The following is a 16,756-nucleotide window of genomic DNA, read 5'->3' as shown; positions in this document are numbered from 1 at the left end:
GGCGCGAGGCGCGCAGCCTTGGCTCGGCGTGCCGATCGCCCTCGCCGGCAGTGTTGGCTTGGATACCGAGGGCGACGCGCTGCTGGCGCGCCTTGCCGCAGAGGGTATGGACATCACCGCCGTGCAACGCGCGGCATTGCCGACCGGCCGCTATCTCGCCCTGCATGATCCCGACGGTTCGCTTGCCGCCGCTGTGGTCGATGGCCGCATCACCGATGCACTCACCCCCGACAGTTTCCTGCCACTGTGTGCGCCGGTCGAACAGGCGGATCTCTGGTTTCTGGACGCCAACCTGCCGGCGGGCGCGATTGCCGGCCTCGCATCGGCGGCAGGCCCGCGCCGCCTTGCCGCCGATGCGGTCTCGCGAGCCAAGGCTGCGCGCCTCGCGCCCGTTCTTCCCCGGCTCGACATGTTGTTCTGCAATGCGGCCGAGGCAGCCGCGATCCTTGGCTGCGGCAAACCGGATACGGACAGAACAGACCCTGAAAGGGCGGACGCGGACGGTCTCGCGCTGGCGCTCCACGGAAATGGCGCCCGCGCCGTGATCCTTTCGCAGGGCGCCCGACCTGTTATCCTGGCGACCAATGGCAAGGTTGTCCGGATCCCGGCCCTGACAACGCCGGTCATCGACGTAACGGGGGCCGGCGACGCGCTGATCGCGGGCACCCTGGCGGGCCTGGAGTTCGGCCTGTCTCTCGCCGCGGCCGTCAAGGCCGGTGTGAATGCGGCGGCCCTGACCCTGTCGCAGGCCGGTGCGGTTGCCGATGCGCTGTCCTGGCCGGCAATCGCTCCCGCACCGCAATGACATGACCGCGACGGCAGGCATCGACATGTGACCGCACCAGACAACGGGCGCTCGACAGGACAGGCGAACGCAGCTTATAGGACAACCAGATCCGGCCGGCCCTGCGATCCAGGTCCTGCCTTGAAACATCCGGCGAGCGACGCCGGGCGCGCCGTCGCAAGGCCTTCACCACGGCGGGCCGCCGCCGTGGATCGCCATTACGGATCGCCAGGGAACGGACCCGCATCATGCAGCAGAACACCGCGCCACAGACCGGCATGCCCATTGCCTTCGGAGAGGAAGTCGAAGCCGCAAGGACGGCCGGCCGGCCTCTCGTGGCGCTGGAATCGACCATCATCACCCACGGCATGCCGTGGCCGAGAAATGTCGAGACGGCACGACTGGTCGAAGCCGATATCCGCGCCGCCGGCGCTGTTCCGGCAACGATTGCAGCCCTGGACGGATCCCTTCATGTGGGACTTTCCGATGCAAGGCTGGAGCAGCTGGCGAAGGCCGAGGGCGTGATGAAATGCTCCCGTGCCGACCTTGCCATCGCGCTGGCTTCCGGACGCCCCGGCTCGACCACTGTCGCTGCAACGATGATGGCGGCACACGCGGCCGGCATCCGCGTCTTCGCCACTGGAGGCATCGGCGGCGTGCATCGCGGCGCACAGACCAGCTTCGACATCTCCGCCGATCTCGACGAACTGGCGCGCACCCCCGTTTGTGTGGTGGCCGCCGGCGCCAAGGCGCTGCTCGACCTGCCGAAGACGCTGGAAGTGCTGGAGACGCGAGGCGTGCCGGTGATTGCCTATGGCAGCGACACCTTCCCCGCCTTCTGGTCGCGCGACAGCGGCATTGCCGCGCCCTACCGGATGGACACGGCCCGTGAGATCGCGGACCTGCTGGACATGCGCACCCGGTTTGGCGGCCATGGCGGCGTGCTGATCGCCAATCCGGTGCCGGCGGAGGCGGAAATTCCTCCCTCGCAGATCGCGGCCGCGGTCGATGCCGCGGTCGGTCAGGCCGCCCGCGAAGGGGTTGCCGGCAAGGATGTCACGCCTTTCATCCTGTCGCGGATCTTCGAGAGCACCAGCGGTCGTAGCCTGGAAACCAACATCGCGCTGGTGCGCAACAATGCGCGCCTTGCGGCGGAGATTGCCTGCGCCCTTGCCGAGCGGGCGGCAACCGGCATCCGTTGAATTCGCGAGGCAGTCAGGTTCCGTCCCGGAGACGTGTAACTGTCGCATCTTATGTGCTTAAATTGCCCGCCCCGGGACGGGATGCGGCCTTGTTCCGGTCGCTTTTCCCCCGGACAAGATCGGGTACAACCTGAAGGCGCCCCAAAACGCAAGCGACGTTGCGTGCCCGGCGACAGAGTCAATACAGAGGACGGACGATGGCTGAAACAGTAGCGCAGACCGGACTTTCCCCGATGCAGTATCTCGACAAGGCGATGACCGCCCTGCGCGACATGGGCCTTATGCCGGACGGCACGGCCGAAGCGCCCATCAACGCGCTGCTCGAGAAGATCTCCGACCTCTCGCCGGACAAGATCGCTGTCATCACCCGAACCCTCGGCCAGTCGCAGACGTTCAACGAGGTGGTCCGCAACGAAATTCAGGGCATGTCGATCGGCGAGCGCTACGAGGCGATCACCGAGGCGTTCAATTCGATCCGCGACGATGCCAAGGGCATGGTCGACCAGCTTTCCGACGGCAAGATCTCCTTCTTCGAGAACATCTCGAACAAGTGGCGCGACATGACGCGCGGCACGGTCTCCGACCGGTTCGGCAAGATCCGCGACATCTATATCGACGTTGCCCGCGACACCAAGGACCAGATCGAGCGCGAACAGCGCATCCTAGAGGCCTATCGCGACTTCCGTGGCGCGCTGAAGCAGGCCGAGGTGCTGGCGCTTGAGGTGCTGTCCACCGCAACGACCCGGCTGGACGCTGCCAAGGCGGACCTGGAAGCCGCCAACAAGCAGGTCGAGGCCTACCAGGGCACCGACCCGGCCGGCCGCGCCCGGCTCGAGCTCGGCCGCGACGAGAAGATGCGCAGCATGCAGGACGAGGAGAAGCGCTACCAGATCGCCAAGGACCTCTCCGACAACCTGACCATCGGTTACAACACCTCGGAAGTCATCATGGCGCGTCTGATGCAGACGACCAACGCCAAGGAGCGCGTCTACGCCCAGGCGGTCAGCTTCTTTTCGACCAACGATTCGGTGCTCACCGCGCTCAATGCCTCCTTCACCGGGTTGCAGGGCCTGCATGAATCCACCGAAACGCTGAACGCGATGAAGGACGGCGTCTCCAAGTCCCTGGAAACACTGGCGGAGATCGGTGACGCGGTGCAGGAAGCGGCGCTGAAGGCCGGTTACGGTCCGACCGTCCAGGCGGCGGCCGTGAAGAAGCTTGTCGATTCCGTCGTCAATTTCCAGGTCAACTCGCGCGAGATCATCAACGAGATGCGCGTCATGTCGACCAAGAACTCCGAGGAGATTCGCGACGCGGTCGAGGACGGCAAGCGCCGCCTTGCAAAGCTCGCCGCGCAAGGCAACATGATCGGGGCCTGACAGCCCCGGGGGCAACATGATCGGGGCCTGACCGGTTCCGGCGACACGATGACCGGCGCTTTCCGGCGCCGGTCGAACCTCGACACCGGACAATCCGGTTCCGCTTGCCGGAACCGGTCACCCTGACCAGGGACCGCAGGGGAGCGATTGGATGGTCTCCGACACCGCCTCGACCAGGGCGCCGCTCGACGAAGTGATGATGGCGATGGACGTGGTCGACACGCTGCGCCACGACGAACGCATAGCGCTCAAGGAGCTTGGCACCGAACAGCGCGACGCGCAGATGATCGAGCGGCTGCGGGAGATCTACCGCAGCCAGGGGATCGAGGTTCCCGACCGGATCCTGCTCGAGGGCGTCGAGAACCTCAAGCAGAACCGCTTCGTCTATGCCCCGCCCACCGCCGGCTTCCAGCGCACCCTGGCGCTGATCTACGTGACGCGCATGCGCTGGGCGAAGGTCCTGCTGGTGCTGCTGCTGCTGGCGGTCGCCGCCTTTCTCGCCTGGCGGTTTCTCGTCGTGGCGCCGCGCGAACGTGCCGCCGAAGCCCTGCGCATCGAACTCACCCGTACCTTGCCGGCGGAGTTCGGCGATGCCCTTGCCCGCATCCGCGACGTGGCCGAGGTCGACGAGGCGGTCCAGCGGGCGGAATCGCTGGCCGCGATCGGCCGGTCCGCCACGGCCTCCGGCGACGTGGCGGCGGCGCGAAAGGCGCTCGCCGACATGCGCAAGCTGGAAGCGCGCCTGCTCCAGGTCTTCTCGGTCCGCATCGTCTCGCGCCCCGGAACTCCGACCGGCGTTACCCGCATCCCGCAGGCAAACGCTTCGGCCCAGAACTACTATCTCGTCGTCGAGGCGGTGGCGCCGGACGGAAGCGTGGTGCCCCAGGAGATCACCTCGGAAGAAGATGGCGCGGCGTCCTCCGTTGCCATCTGGGCCCAGCGCGTGCCCCGCGCCACCTTCGACGCCGTGCGGCGTGACAAGGAAGACGACGGCATCGTCCGCGACGCGGTGCTCGGCAGCAAGGCACGCGGCCGGCTGGAGCCGGATTGGCGCGTGAGGGTTGACGAAGGTGCGATCACGCAATGGTAGCCAGGACTGAACGACAGCAACACGAACCTGCGCGAGGGCGGCCGGCATGGTGAGTGGACGGCAGACGCTCGGATCCATCGAACGTGCCCTGAACGAGTTGCGGCACGAGGAAGACCAGCTCAAGCGGCGCGTGGAAGGGGCGATGCGCGAGGTCAACGACCTGCGCTCGGCCGAGCTCGACGCCTATCGCGAGCTTGCCCGCTTTCGCATGCGCGAGGGCGGCGACAGGATCTTCGGCCAGCGCATCGACCGCGACGAGGCGGAGGCCAAGCGGCGACTGGAGCAGCGGGAACTGGCCCTTTCGACCCTTCGCGCCCAGCATGACCAACTGGAGAGCGACATTGCCGAACTGACCGAGCAACGTCGCCGGCTGACGCGCGAACGCGACGGTGCCAGCGACCGGCTTGACGGAATCCTCGGCGCCGTCGACGAAAAACTTGCCAAGGACGAGGTCTACACGGCCCAGCGGGCGGCAGCTGAAGCTGCGGAACAGACGGCGATCGCCGCCCGCTCCAAGGCCGAACTGGCCCTCGCCGACCGGCAAAAGAAGGGTGTCGCCTACGAGAGTGACGCGCTGTTCCTCTATCTCTGGCGACGCGGGTTCGGAACCTCGGCCTATGCATCGAAGGGCATCATTCGCATGCTCGACCGGTGGGTGGCGCGGATCATTCGCTATGACGATGCCCGGCCCAACTACGCGATGCTCGTGCAGATCCCCGAAAGGCTCGAGGCCTACGCGCTGGACCGGGAGGCGGAAGCCGAGGCGGAGAAGGCAAGGCTCGGCCAACTCTCACGCGCCGCAGCCGCCGAAATCGCCGGCGAGGACCTTGCCAAGACCATCGAGACGGCGGAGGTCGGCATCGCCGAGGCAACAGCGACGCTGGAAAAGCTGGAGACGGAACTGGAGGATGTCGCCCGCCGCGAGCAGCCCTACCTTTCCGGCGAGGACGCCGACTACCGCACCGCTGAAGAAGCCCTGCTGCGGTCGCTGCAGTCGGAAGAACTCGGCACCTTGTGGCAAGAGGCGCTCGCCACCCCTTCGCCCGACGACGAACGCATTGTCCGACGTCTGCAGGATCTCGATGCCCGCATCACCCGCAGCACCGGCTCAATCGAGGCCGACCAGCGGGACCTGCGCGACATGGGACGGCGGCGCGACGAACTGGTCAAGGTGACCCGCCAGTTCCGCCAGAAGCGCTATGACACGTGGGATTCGACCTTCGACAATGACAGCCTGACGGGCGTCCTGCTCGGCGAACTCGCCAAGGGCGCGCTGTCGGGGGCCGACTACTGGGCCAAGGCGGAGAAATCCCGCCGCAGGCGCAAGCGTCAGGGCGGCGGCATCGGCTTTCCCGGCGGCGTCGGCCTGCCCGGATCGATGGGCGGTTCCGGCCATGGCGGCGGCGGTTTCGGCGGCGGTGGCTTCGACAGCGGCGGTTCCTTCGGCGGCGGCGGCTTCACCACAGGCGACACGTTCTGATCCGCCTCGCGCCGGACGCCTCCCATGTCCTTTGCGCGGACCGGGTTGGCAATATCGCCGGGATGTCGCAACACCCAGTCTTTGTTAACCTTGGTCGCGCATGTTGATTTGCGACCGAAAGCCGGTGACTGGTATCCCGCCCGTCGCCAAAATGGTTCGTCCTGTTCCAGTCCGTCCTTGTCCTTGGGGAATGCTGCAATGCTGCTCCGCCTGACTCTCGTGCTCGCCGCCGCACTTCTGCTCACCGCCTGCCAGTCGGGCCGGCGCAGCAATGTCGCGCTTCAGCCGCAGCAGGAAGTGCTGACCGTGCCGGCCGGCGCCCAGTCGATTTCGGTACGTGCCGATGCCGCGACGATCCGCCGGACCATCGTCGCCAACGCGACGGAGCGTGGCACGCCGATCGCCCAGAACCAGCCCAACATGGTGGTACTGGAACGCACGGTGACGGAGGCCAATCCGGCGCTCGACAGCGAATTCGGCCCCTCGGACAATGGCCCGCGCAAGTTCCGCATCCGTATCCGGTTCCAGGGCACCGGCTGCGACACGCTCGTCGTCCAGGACGTCGCCGTGGTCAACAATGCCGGCACGGCGCTGGAGCAGGTCTTCACCCTGACCCAGCCGCAATACAATTCGCGCGACAGCCTCGTCGGGATGAAGGGCAAGGCCGAAGCCGGCGCCCGCTGCGCCTGAGTTGCGGGCGGCCCCGCCGCCCCTCGTCTCCTCCCGCATACCGGACGACAGAGGGCTTCAGGGCCCTCGCTCGGTCCCGCATCCGCAAACCGGTCGTGTCCGACCGAAGGGCGGTCGCGTCCAGGATGCCGGCCTCTCCGTGAAGGAGTTGAAGGCACATAAAGGACACCCCTTCCGGCCTGACCAGAGAAAGCGGCCCCTGCCGGCGCAAACGGGACTGCCCTCTTCCCCATTGCGCGGAAGGTGAAAACACGCTTGTCTCGCGGTCGGGTTGAATCGCCCGCCTTGCACAAGTCCCGCCACATCCCGCGAATCCGGCATTGCCATGGCCTCCGTCTACGAGCTGAAATCCCGCTTCCAGGATCTGTTGCGCCCGTTGGTGCGTCGAATGGCACAGGCCGGGATCACAGCCAATCAGGTGACGCTCGCCGCGATCCTGCTGTCGCTGGCCGCGGGGGCGGCACTCGCGGTCTGGCCGGGCCATCCGCTGCCTTTGATCCTGCTGCCGGTCATCCTTTTCCTGCGCATGGCGCTGAACGCCGTCGACGGGATGCTGGCGCGCGAGCATGGGCAGAAATCGCGTCTCGGCGCGATCCTCAACGAGCTTGGCGACGTTATCTCCGACACCGCGATCTATCTGCCTTTCGCGCTGCTGCCCGGCATTTCTCCGGCCGCCGCCGTCGTCTTCTGCCTGCTCGCCGTGATCAGCGAGATGACCGGGGTCGTCGCCATCCAGATCGGTGCCTCCCGCCGCTATGACGGGCCGATGGGCAAGAGCGACCGCGCCGCCCTCATGGGCACGCTCGCCATGCTGACCGGACTCGGGATCGTCAGCCCGGGTCTTGCCGGCTGGGTGATCGGCCTGGCCGCACTGCTTGTCGCGCTCACGATCCTCAACCGCGCCCGCAAGGCGCTCGCCGAAGGCCGACCCGCATGACAAGCATGTTGCCGATCCACATCGCGCTTGGCGGCATCTGGGCGCTGCTGATCGCCGCCAGCCTGATCGTTTTCACCCTGACGAAAGTACAGCCCTCGCGCGACCATTCGGAACTGGTGCAGCGCACGACGAGCTGGTGGGCGATGATCGCCGTTTTCACCGCCGCCTTCCTGCTCAGCCGGACGCTGTCCATCGTCGTCTTCGCGCTGGTGAGCTTCCTGGCCCTGAAGGAATACCTGTCGATGATCCCGACGCGCCGCGCCGACCGGCGGGTGCTGTTCTGGGCCTATCTGGCCATCCCGGTGCAATATTACTGGGTCGCGGACGAATGGTACGGCATGTTCGCCGTCTTCATCCCGGTCTACATGTTCCTGTTCCTGCCCTTCGCCATGCTCCTGTCACAGCAGACGGAAGGGTTCCTGAAAGCGGTCGGCACGCTCAACTGGGGCCTGATGCTCTGTGTCTTCTCGCTGAGCCATGCAGCCTTCCTGCTGGTGCTGCCGATCGAAGGTCCCGGGTCAATCGGTGGAACGGCCGCGTCGGGAGCCGGGTTGCTGCTCTTCCTCGTCTTCCTGACCCAGTTCAACGATGTCGCCCAATACACCTGGGGCAAGCTCTTCGGTCGCCGCAAGATCGTGCCACAGGTCAGCCCGAAAAAGACCTGGGAAGGGTTTCTCGGCGGGATGCTGACGACAACCGTGCTTGCCGTGCTGGTGGCGCCGCTGGTGACGCCCTTTTCCGCGCTGCATGCCGGTCTTGCCGGGATGATGATCGCCGGGGCCGGCTTCATCGGCGACGTCACCGTGTCGGCCGTCAAGCGCGACCTCGGCGTCAAGGACACCGGTGCGCTGATCCCCGGTCATGGCGGCATCATGGACAGGATCGACAGCCTGACCTTCACAGCGCCGCTGTTCTTCCACTTCACCCGCTATCTCTATACCTGAGGACGCGGGCCGATGACGCGGGTGCTGCAACTGGTGTTCTTCCTGCTGGTCAGGGTGGTCGTCCTGTTCGTCCTCGGCCTCAACGTGCGCCGCCGCGAATGGCTGCCGGAGGACGGCCCGGCGATCCTCGTCGCCAACCACAACAGCCATCTCGACACTTTGGTGATGATGAGCCTGACGCCACTCGCCAGGATCGCAAAACTGCGCCCCGTCGCCGCCGCCGACTACTTTCTCGCCAACAGGGCGATGGCCTGGTTCTCGCTCAACATCCTGCGCATCATCCCGATAGACCGCCAGAAAGGGGCAGCCGGCGGCGATCCGCTGGCCGAGTGCCACGAAGCGCTCGCGCGCGGCGAGGTCCTGATCCTGTTTCCCGAAGGCAGCCGGGGCGAGCCCGAGGAAATGTCGGGGCTCAAGAAGGGCATTGCCCATCTTGCCGGGAAAAACCCGGATGCGCCCGTCGTCCCGGTGTTCACCCACGGCCTCGGCAAGGCGCTGCCCAAGGGGTCGTTCCTGCTGGTCCCCTTTTTCTGCGACATCTTCGTCGGCGAGCCGATCGCCTGGCCGGGCGACAGGGCGACCTTCATGAACATCCTCACCGCGCGCTTCGCCAGCCTGTCGGCGGAGAAGACCTTTGCTCCCTGGGAATAGGCTCGCAGCGCCGGTCGCAGCGCTCTGGGGCTTCGCCGAAGCAACGCTGTTCTTCATTGTTCCCGATGTGCTGCTGACCTTCCTCGCGCAGACCTCCCTGCGCCGGGCCCTCGTCGCCAGCCTCGCCGCGGCGGGGGGTGCCCTCACCGGCGGAGCGGCACTTTATGCCTTCGCGGCGGCGGATCCCGAAACGGCCCGTGCGGTGTTGCTGGCCGTACCCGGCATTTCGCCCGAGCTGGTCTCCCGCGTCACCGTGTTGCTACGTGGCGACCTCTTCGCCGGTCTCGTGGCCGGGGCGCTCAGCGGCGCACCTTACAAGCTCTTCGTCGCCGAGGCGGCGATGACGGGCGTGTCGCCGGTCACCTTCCTGATCGCAAGCCTGCCGGCCCGGTTGCTGCGCTTCACGCTTGCCGCACTCGCCAGCTGGCTGATCTTCGCAAAGCTGCTCGGCGAGCTCTCCTTGCGCACGCGGCGCTGGCTCCTCGCGGGCTTCTGGGCGGTGTTCTACGCAGGCTACTTTGCTGCAATGGGATGGTGAGTTGTCAGCTCGCCAGCACGTCCTTCACCACGGTCGCCAGCTGCTTCAGCGTGAAGGGCTTGGGCAGGAACGAGAACTTCTCGTTTTCCGGGAGGTTCTTCTCGAAGGCGTCCTCGGCATAGCCGGAGACGAAGATGATTTTCAGGTCCGGCTGGGTCTTGCGCAACTCGCGCAGGAGCGACGGTCCGTCCATCTCCGGCATGACCACGTCGGAGACGACCAGATCGATCTCGCCGTCGGTCTCCTCCATGATCTCCAGCGCCTCGGCGCCGCTTGCCGCCTCGTGCACGGTGTAGCCGCGTGAGGTCAGGGCGCGGGCCGCGAACGCACGCACCGCCTCCTCGTCCTCGACAAGCAGGATCGTCGCCGAGCCGGTCAGGTCGGTCAGGGGCTGCTGCTCGACCTGCTTGACCTCCACCTGTTCCGCCTCGTTGCGGATATGACGCGGCAGGAAGATGCGGAACACCGTGCCCTTGCCGACCTCGCTGGTGCAGAAGATGAAACCGCCTGTCTGCTTGACGATGCCATAGACGGTCGAAAGCCCGAGCCCCGTGCCCTTGCCCACGTCCTTGGTGGAGAAGAACGGCTCGAAGATCTTTTCCATGATCTCCGGCGTCATCCCGGTGCCGGTGTCGCTCACCTCCGCCAGCACGTATTCGGCCGCCGGCATGCCACGCGTGTTGTCGAACTCCTTCGACTGCTCCTCGGTGACGTTGAGCGTGCGCACTGTCACCCGGCCGCCATCGGGCATCGCATCGCGCGCATTCACCGCCAGGTTGACGATCACCTGCTCGAGCTGGTTGAGGTCGGCCATCACCGGCCACAGGTCTCGCCCGTGGACGACATGGAGTTCGACCTTCTCGCCGAGCAGCCTGTCGAGCAGGATCGACAGGTCCGCCAGAACGTCATTGAGCGCCAGTTCCTTCGGCCGCAGCGTCTGCCGCCTCGAGAAGGCGAGAAGCTGGCGCACCAGGCCGGCGGCCCGGTTGGCGTTCTGCTTGATGTTCATGATGTCCTGGAAGGACGGATCGCTCGGCCGGTGACTGGCGAGCAGCAGGTCGGAGAAGCCGATGATGGCGGTCAGGACGTTGTTGAAGTCATGCGCCACGCCGCCGGCAAGCTGACCGATGGCCTGCATCTTCTGCCCTTGAGCGAACTGCGCTTCCAGCACGCGCTGCGCCGTCGTCTCCAGCACATAGACGATTGCCGCATCGCCGTCGTCCTCGCCATCGCGCACCGCCGACACGTAGACGGTCGCCGAGCGCCCGTCGTCGCGTTCGTCGAGACGCACGTCGACCGGCGGGATCTCGCTGCGTCCCTCGGTCGCCGCTGTCAGCGCCTCCATCAGCGCCGGGCGCGAGACCGGCTGGACGTAGTCGACGAGCTTCAACGCCCCGTCGGCGGCCTCCGGCGTGCCGAACAGGCGCACGAAGGGGGCGTTGGTCTTGCTGACGCCGCCGTCCCGGTCGATCGAGGCAATCGCGATCGGCGTGTTGTTGAAGAAGCGGGCGAAGCGCACCTCGGAGGAGCGCAGCGCCTCGGCCGAATCCTCGCCGCGCGAGCGGTTCAGGACCAGGGTGCGGCTTTCGCCGGGCAGTCCGCCGGCGCCAAAGGGAACACGGTGCAGGATGCGCACCGGAACCGAGCGGCCGCCACGGGTCGTCAGGTCGAGATCGAAGCTCTCGCTCTTCACCTCGCCGGCCTTGCCCTGCATCGACAGGAGCAGTTCCGCGCCGTCGCCACGGATGAACTCTCCAAGGCCGAGCGATCCGGCGACGAAACTGACGAGATCGTATCCCAGCCAGTCGGCCAGCGTGGCGTTCAGATAGACAACGCGACCGGCAGCATCGCACGAGAAGAAACCCGCGGGTGCGTGATCGAGGAAGTTGATGACCCGCTGTAACTCCTGGAAGGAGGTCTCCTGCTCGGTCCGGTCGCCGCTGATGTCGGCGATCTGCCAGACCGTGCAGGCACGTTCCTTCCTCCCCTGCCCTGCAAGCGCCAGCGGCCGGACGCGAACCCGGTACCAGCACGGCTCCCCCTCATTGCGGCCAAGCGGATGCGGAAGGCGGATTTCCTCTTCCGCGCTGCGCTCGGCTTCGGCCGCACGGGTCAGGTGAAAAATTGCCTCGGTCGCGGACGGATCTGAGGAGAACACCCTCTCCACGCCGCGTACGTCCGCGGTGCTCTGGGCATCGACGAGCCGCGCATAGGCATCGTTCGCATAGACGATGCGCCCGTCGCGCTCTGCGATCAGCACACCCTCATCCAGCGTGTTGAGAAAGGCGGAGGGCACCGGACTGGCCGGCGCGCGTGCGGAAAAGCGCAGCAAGCCGATAGCCCCGGCAAAGAGCGAGAAGACACCGATGACGGCAAGCACCCCCAACAGCGCCAGCACATACGGCTCTGCCTCGTCCTTGCCCATCATCGAGAACGTGACTGCCGCGGCGATGAGCCCGATCGCCAGCGCAATCAGCAGGCCGATATTGCCGGACCGTTCGGCGCGTTCGACAGCAGGTGAGGACGGACCAGGTTCAGTTCTGCTCATTCAACACCCCGTGACGCGCCACACGCGCCGCCTCCCGCTTCTCGTCGGACAACCATGCCCGCGTACCGCCACGACCGGTAGGCCGGCCGCATACGGCAATGCCTGCTGTATCCTAGCCCCGCCAGGAACCACGTTCCCGCTTTCGATAAACGAAACCGATCACTTCTGCCACCGCCCGATACTGCTCTTCGGGAACTTCCTGGTCGATGTCGATCAAAGCATACAATGCACGGGCAAGCGGAGGGTTCTCGATTACCGGCACGTCACTGTCGCGCGCAATCTCCCTGATCTTCAGCGCAACCTGGTCCGTGCCCTTGGCAACGCAAAGCGGCGCCTGCATGCCCTGCTCGTATTTGAGCGCCACCGCATAGTGGGTCGGGTTGGTGACCACAACCGTCGCATCCGGCACCGATGCCATCATGCGCCGGCGCGAACGCTCCATGCGCAATTGCCGGATCTTGCCCTTGACCAGCGGGTCGCCCTCGGTCTGCTTGTACTCTTCCTTGATTTCCCGCTGGCTCATCTTCTGCTTTTCGAGCCAGCGGTTGCGCTGATAGAGGAAGTCGGCGGGCGCCACCACCGTCATCACCGCCAGGATCGCGGCGATAAGCTGCAGGATCAGCTCGCGCGTGATGACCAGGATCGTGCCCGTCTCACGCAGGATCATCGTGTCGATCTCGTCGCGCTGCGGCCACAGGACCGCGACCATCAGGCCGCTGACCACGCAGATCTTCACCAAGCCCTTCAGGAAGTTGACGAGGCTCTCGGAGGAAAACAGCCGCTTGAACCCGGCCAGCGGCGAGATTTTCGACAGCTTCGGCTTCATCCGCTCGGCCGACCAGATGAGCTGGTGCTGGACCATGTTGCCGGCAAGCGCCAGCGCCAGCAGGATGAGCAACGGCAGGGCGAGTATCGCGCCGATGCGCAGGCCCGTGCCCTGCCAGAGCTGGCGCAACCCGCCGCTGTCGACAGGAATCTGGTGGGAATTGGCGAGATAGCCCGCCAGCGCCTCCTGCAGGGCGCCGGCGGCACTGGGCGCCATGATCGCCACGACGAGCCCGGTGCCCAGCATCGCGAACCAGGTGGAAACCTCCTGGCTTTTGGCAACGTCACCCTTCTTGAGGGCGTCCTCGAGCTTCTTTTGGGTGGGGTCTTCTGTTTTTTCGGCGTCGTCGTTCTGTTCGGCCACCGCCTTACCCCGCGATAAACCGGCCGAGCGCCGTCTGGAAATGCGCCAGGTACCACATCATCATCGTGGTCAGCAGGGCGAACAGCATCAGCCCTCCGACCGCGATGTTGAGCGGCATGGCGATGAAGAAGATCTGCATCTGCGGCATCAGCTTGTTGAGCAGCCCGAGGCCGAAATAGAAGACGAGCCCGACCACCAGGAAGGGTGCCGCGATCCGGATGGCGATGGCGAAGACCTCCGCCGTCATCATCGTCACCATCTCCGCCATGTCCCCGACGGGCAATCCCGCACCGGGGGGAAACAGGCGAAAACTGTCATGCATTGCCGCGATGACCAGATAATGCAGGTCGAAGGAGAAGATCAGGGTGACGCCGAGCAGGCTCAGGAACGAGCCGATCACGGCACCCTGCTGGCCGTCCATCGTGGGGTCGGTCGCCATCGCGAAGGCAAGGCCCGACTGGTTGGCGATGATCATGCCGGCGATGGACAAGGCATAGGTGATGATGCGCGAACTCAGGCCGATGAAGAAGCCGATGGCGAACTCCATCGCCAGCAGATAGCCGATACGCGGCAGCGACGAGGTGGCGTCGACCGAATAAAGCGGCGTCACCAGCGGGTAGAAGGTCAGCGTCAGCAGCAAGGCCACACCGAGACGGACCTGCGGCGAGATGGAGCCTTCCCCGAGCGCCGGCATCAGCATCAGCATCGTGCCGATCCGGGCAAACAGCAGCATGAAGAGCAATGCGACCTGCGGCAGGATGGAGACGTTGAAAGTCATGGTCAACCGCCGCTGGCGATGATCATCTCGGCGATCCGCGCCATATAGGCCTCCAGCGCCTGTCCCATGAACGGCAGGGACAACAGCAGTGTCACGAAGATTGCCAGGATCTTCGGCACGAAGACCAGCGTCATCTCCTGGATCTGCGTCAACGCCTGAAACAGGGCGATGACGACACCGACGAGAAGACCGACAACCATCGGCGGCGCGGACACGATGATGAGGGTCCAGATGCCCTGGCGGGCAAGATCAAGCACTTCCGGCCCGGTCATTTCCGTCTTCCGATCCCCGCGCTGCGGACTTGGAGCGGCAGACCGCCGCCGCCGCTCATGCTCAGATCGGCATGCGCATGATCTCCTGATAGGCGGAAATCACCCTGTCACGCACCGAAACGAGCGTTTCCATCGCCACCTCGGTCTCGGCGACCGCAGTGACGACATCGACCACGTTTGCCTTGCCCTGCGTCAGGGCCAGCGCCTGCTGGTCGGCCTTGTCGCCCTGTTCGACGACCGTTTCCACCGCCGACTTGACCATGTTGGCGAAGTCCGGCGTGGCCGTCGACGAAGTTTTAACCTGTTTATCCTGATTCGCGCCCGCAAGCGCGGATGTCATGCGATAGGCGCCGGCTGCGATCGATGGCGTGGACATGTGTCGGGGGCTCCCGGAATGGAAATCAGGTCAGGACTGCGTGACTGAAGGCCGCGCCGTCAGGCCCTCAGGATATCGATGGTCTTCTGCAGCATGCGCCGCGTAGCCGAGATCAGGTTGAGATTGGCCTCGTAGGAACGTTGCGCTTCGCGCATGTCCACCATCTCGACCAGCGTATCGACATTCGGCACGCGCACATTGCCGTTCTGGTCGGCGGCCGGGTGCCCGGGTTCGTACCGTGTCTTGAAGTCGGACTTGTCGAACTCCACCCGTCCAAGCTCGACGACCTCGGCCTTGAGCTCGCGATCCAGCGTCGCGCTGAAGGTCGGGATCTTGCGCCGGTAGGGATCCTCGTCCGGCGTACGCCCGGTCGAATCCGCGTTGGCGATGTTTTCCGCGATGATCCGCATGCGTCCGTTCTGGGCCTTGAGGCCCGTGGCGGCGATGAAGATCGACTTGACGAAATCCACGGTGAAACTCCCGGATCAGAGAAAGAGAATGCGCCCGCACCCGGACGTGCCCGCCGTCACGACGGGCAACCGGCCATGCCTCAGCCGTTGCGCGACAGCGCAGTCCGTATGAGGCCAAGGCCCTTTTGGTAGAGCGAGGCGACCGTCTGGTAGTCCATCTGGTTCTCGGTCACCTTCATCATCTGCTCCTCGAGCACGACCGAGTTGCCGTCCGGCGTGATCTCGAAACCGGTCGCCTCGTCACGTTCGACATTGCCGCTCTCGCGCATCATCGATCCGACCAGGTGACTGGTGCTGGTGCGCGATGTCTGCAGGCCGGCGGAATGCTGCGCCATGACATCCTCGAAGGAAAAGGCCTTCAGGTCCTTTCCGGCGTAACCGGGCGTATCGGCGTTGGCGACGTTCTCCGCCAGAACGCCCTGCCGGCTCTGATGCCACTGCATCTTGGATTTCAGCGCCTGGAACAGTTGCAGGTCCGAGATCGACATTGCCGTCCTTGCCTTCGCGACTCTTGAGTAGTGCTAGGCAGATCCTGCCGGGTAGATGGTTAACGGGCGGTTAACGATTAACGGATCGGTAAGTTTCACGCCCGCATTTGTGCGCCTTTCCGGCAGCCGCACATCGCTCCCTTGCAATTCGCGGCTGCAATTCGGCATTTTTTGCCGATCCGCGTTAACCTCCCTCTTTGAGAGAATCGCGCAAAACGGCTAAACAGGTTGGAGCAAGTTCGGATTCGCAACGCCCCTCCTGCAACGGAGCAGGCCGCGCGGGGCCGCAGATCAGGGGATTCCGGGACCGGCCAGATGGCGCGCGCCCCGGAAGCGAGGCAGGGATGGACAGGCAACGGACCGCATGAGTGCGGCCCTTCCAGACCATGCTCGAAAAGGAAAAGGCCGAAGGGCATGACAAGTTGGCTGGTTGACACCTTCCAGATGGAGCCCGGCTGGGCGCGCGGTATCGGCTTCTTCATCGCCGTCGTGATTGTCCTGGCGCTGATATCCATCTTCGTCTGGGTCTTGCGGCGCATCGCCGGAACCCGCGCCCTCGGAGGTCGCTCGCGCCAGCCGCGCGTGGCCGTCATGGATGCCGCCGCCCTCGACACGCGCCGCAGGCTGATCCTGATCCGCCGCGACAATGTCGAGCATCTTCTGCTGGTCGGCGGACCGAGCGACGTCGTGGTCGAGCGCAACATCGTGCGCGGTGTACCGGTGTCTCAGGCCTATCCGCGCCAGCCGGCAGCGGCCTCGGAGACCACGGTGACGATGGCGCCGCTCGACACCGAGCCGCAGCCGGTTCCCGTGGCACCGCCTCCGGTGCAACCCGCCATGCGTGAGGCTGCGCCCCCGCGCCCCGCTCCCCAGCAAACCCCTCCCGCCCGGCGCCCGGCACCCCCGCCGGCACCAGCGCCCCAGCCGGCGCCGGCTCCCC

At 65.7% G+C, this 16,756-nt stretch carries 18 protein-coding genes; 11 read left to right on the top strand and 7 right to left on the bottom strand.

Translation table 11 applies throughout. From position 1 onward, the window contains the following. From ACN0T5_RS18845 to ACN0T5_RS18800, 10 genes are all read left to right on the top strand, one after another. On the top strand, positions 1–805 hold an 805-nt coding region (locus ACN0T5_RS18845; protein WP_417770159.1), incomplete at its 5' end, for a carbohydrate kinase family protein. A gap of 227 nt (positions 806–1,032) precedes the next feature. Continuing rightward, positions 1,033–1,986, top strand: a complete 954-nt coding sequence (locus tag ACN0T5_RS18840) for a pseudouridine-5'-phosphate glycosidase (RefSeq protein ID WP_417770158.1) — start codon at positions 1,033–1,035, stop codon at positions 1,984–1,986. Between the two features lie 197 nt (positions 1,987–2,183). After that, complete coding sequence (locus ACN0T5_RS18835; RefSeq protein ID WP_417770157.1) at positions 2,184–3,365, top strand: cell surface protein; 1,182 nt, start codon at positions 2,184–2,186, stop codon at positions 3,363–3,365. 151 nt (positions 3,366–3,516) lie between these two features. After that, a complete protein-coding gene (locus tag ACN0T5_RS18830) occupies positions 3,517–4,455 on the top strand; it encodes a DUF6384 family protein (protein WP_417770156.1) in 939 nt (312 codons plus the stop codon). Positions 4,456–4,501: 46 nt separating this feature from the next. After that, positions 4,502–5,935, top strand: a complete 1,434-nt coding sequence (locus ACN0T5_RS18825; protein ID WP_417770155.1) for a hypothetical protein — start codon at positions 4,502–4,504, stop codon at positions 5,933–5,935. A 198-nt stretch (positions 5,936–6,133) separates the two neighbouring features. Then, positions 6,134–6,625, top strand: a complete 492-nt coding sequence (locus ACN0T5_RS18820) for a hypothetical protein (protein ID WP_417770154.1) — start codon at positions 6,134–6,136, stop codon at positions 6,623–6,625. A gap of 325 nt (positions 6,626–6,950) precedes the next feature. Then, positions 6,951–7,562 carry a CDP-alcohol phosphatidyltransferase family protein gene (locus tag ACN0T5_RS18815; RefSeq protein ID WP_417770153.1) on the top strand — a complete coding sequence of 204 codons (612 nt, stop codon included), beginning with the start codon at positions 6,951–6,953 and terminating at the stop codon, positions 7,560–7,562. Next, complete coding sequence (locus ACN0T5_RS18810) at positions 7,559–8,506, top strand: phosphatidate cytidylyltransferase (RefSeq protein WP_417770152.1); 948 nt, start codon at positions 7,559–7,561, stop codon at positions 8,504–8,506. Before ACN0T5_RS18815 ends, ACN0T5_RS18810 begins: the two co-directional genes overlap by 4 nt. 12 nt (positions 8,507–8,518) lie before the next feature. Further along, positions 8,519–9,157, top strand: a complete 639-nt coding sequence (locus ACN0T5_RS18805; RefSeq protein WP_417770151.1) for a lysophospholipid acyltransferase family protein — start codon at positions 8,519–8,521, stop codon at positions 9,155–9,157. Continuing rightward, positions 9,141–9,695 (top strand): hypothetical protein, encoded by a 555-nt coding sequence (locus tag ACN0T5_RS18800; protein WP_417770150.1) that lies wholly within the window; start codon positions 9,141–9,143, stop codon positions 9,693–9,695. The genes ACN0T5_RS18805 and ACN0T5_RS18800 overlap by 17 nt, the downstream gene beginning before the upstream one ends. Positions 9,696–9,699: 4 nt before the next feature. Here ACN0T5_RS18800 and cckA read toward each other — a convergent pair whose 3' ends face one another. The 7 genes from cckA to flgB all read right to left on the bottom strand — a co-directional run bounded on the left by cckA (position 9,700) and on the right by flgB (position 15,816). Next, positions 9,700–12,243, bottom strand: coding sequence for a cell cycle histidine kinase CckA (gene cckA, locus ACN0T5_RS18795; protein WP_417770149.1), 2,544 nt, complete (start codon positions 12,241–12,243; stop codon positions 9,700–9,702). 112 nt (positions 12,244–12,355) lie between these two features. Then, a complete protein-coding gene (gene flhB, locus ACN0T5_RS18790; protein ID WP_417770148.1) occupies positions 12,356–13,432 on the bottom strand; it encodes a flagellar biosynthesis protein FlhB in 1,077 nt (358 codons plus the stop codon). Between the two features lie 4 nt (positions 13,433–13,436). Then, a complete protein-coding gene (gene fliR / locus ACN0T5_RS18785; protein WP_417770147.1) occupies positions 13,437–14,210 on the bottom strand; it encodes a flagellar biosynthetic protein FliR in 774 nt (257 codons plus the stop codon). A 2-nt stretch (positions 14,211–14,212) separates the two neighbouring features. Then, positions 14,213–14,482 carry a flagellar biosynthesis protein FliQ gene (fliQ, locus tag ACN0T5_RS18780; RefSeq protein WP_417770146.1) on the bottom strand — a complete coding sequence of 90 codons (270 nt, stop codon included), beginning with the start codon at positions 14,480–14,482 and terminating at the stop codon, positions 14,213–14,215. A gap of 61 nt (positions 14,483–14,543) precedes the next feature. Further along, positions 14,544–14,858, bottom strand: coding sequence for a flagellar hook-basal body complex protein FliE (gene fliE / locus ACN0T5_RS18775; RefSeq protein ID WP_417770145.1), 315 nt, complete (start codon positions 14,856–14,858; stop codon positions 14,544–14,546). Between the two features lie 59 nt (positions 14,859–14,917). Beyond that, entirely contained in the window at positions 14,918–15,328 is a 411-nt protein-coding gene (gene flgC / locus ACN0T5_RS18770) for a flagellar basal body rod protein FlgC (protein WP_417770144.1), read from the bottom strand. Positions 15,329–15,408: 80 nt separating this feature from the next. Then, positions 15,409–15,816 carry a flagellar basal body rod protein FlgB gene (gene flgB, locus ACN0T5_RS18765; RefSeq protein WP_417770143.1) on the bottom strand — a complete coding sequence of 136 codons (408 nt, stop codon included), beginning with the start codon at positions 15,814–15,816 and terminating at the stop codon, positions 15,409–15,411. 414 nt (positions 15,817–16,230) lie between these two features. On the opposite strand from flgB, the gene ACN0T5_RS18760 reads away from it, so the two are divergent. Next, positions 16,231–16,756: flagellar biosynthetic protein FliO (locus ACN0T5_RS18760; RefSeq protein WP_417770142.1), on the top strand; the 526-nt coding region annotated here is incomplete at its 3' end.

Origin of the sequence: Stappia sp. (genome assembly GCF_048261845.1) — a bacterium.
Lineage (GTDB): Bacteria > Pseudomonadota > Alphaproteobacteria > Rhizobiales > Stappiaceae > Stappia.
The sequence above is the reverse complement of the archived record's forward strand: the minus strand, read 5'-3'. Positions and strand labels throughout refer to the sequence as shown.

What these genes read in the sequence shown, in the direction of transcription:
- fliR (WP_417770147.1), bottom strand. Translation starts at nt 14,210, where the DNA reads ATGACTTTCAACGTCTCCATCCTGCCGCAGGTCGCATTGCTCTTCATG.
- ACN0T5_RS18835 (WP_417770157.1), top strand. Translation starts at nt 2,184, where the DNA reads ATGGCTGAAACAGTAGCGCAGACCGGACTTTCCCCGATGCAGTATCTC.
- ACN0T5_RS18825 (WP_417770155.1), top strand. Translation starts at nt 4,502, where the DNA reads ATGGTGAGTGGACGGCAGACGCTCGGATCCATCGAACGTGCCCTGAAC.
- ACN0T5_RS18805 (WP_417770151.1), top strand. Translation starts at nt 8,519, where the DNA reads ATGACGCGGGTGCTGCAACTGGTGTTCTTCCTGCTGGTCAGGGTGGTC.
- ACN0T5_RS18840 (WP_417770158.1), top strand. Translation starts at nt 1,033, where the DNA reads ATGCAGCAGAACACCGCGCCACAGACCGGCATGCCCATTGCCTTCGGA.
- ACN0T5_RS18810 (WP_417770152.1), top strand. Translation starts at nt 7,559, where the DNA reads ATGACAAGCATGTTGCCGATCCACATCGCGCTTGGCGGCATCTGGGCG.
- fliE (WP_417770145.1), bottom strand. Translation starts at nt 14,858, where the DNA reads ATGTCCACGCCATCGATCGCAGCCGGCGCCTATCGCATGACATCCGCG.
- cckA (WP_417770149.1), bottom strand. Translation starts at nt 12,243, where the DNA reads ATGAGCAGAACTGAACCTGGTCCGTCCTCACCTGCTGTCGAACGCGCC.
- flgB (WP_417770143.1), bottom strand. Translation starts at nt 15,816, where the DNA reads ATGTCGATCTCGGACCTGCAACTGTTCCAGGCGCTGAAATCCAAGATG.
- ACN0T5_RS18830 (WP_417770156.1), top strand. Translation starts at nt 3,517, where the DNA reads ATGGTCTCCGACACCGCCTCGACCAGGGCGCCGCTCGACGAAGTGATG.
- fliQ (WP_417770146.1), bottom strand. Translation starts at nt 14,482, where the DNA reads ATGACCGGGCCGGAAGTGCTTGATCTTGCCCGCCAGGGCATCTGGACC.
- ACN0T5_RS18815 (WP_417770153.1), top strand. Translation starts at nt 6,951, where the DNA reads ATGGCCTCCGTCTACGAGCTGAAATCCCGCTTCCAGGATCTGTTGCGC.
- ACN0T5_RS18820 (WP_417770154.1), top strand. Translation starts at nt 6,134, where the DNA reads ATGCTGCTCCGCCTGACTCTCGTGCTCGCCGCCGCACTTCTGCTCACC.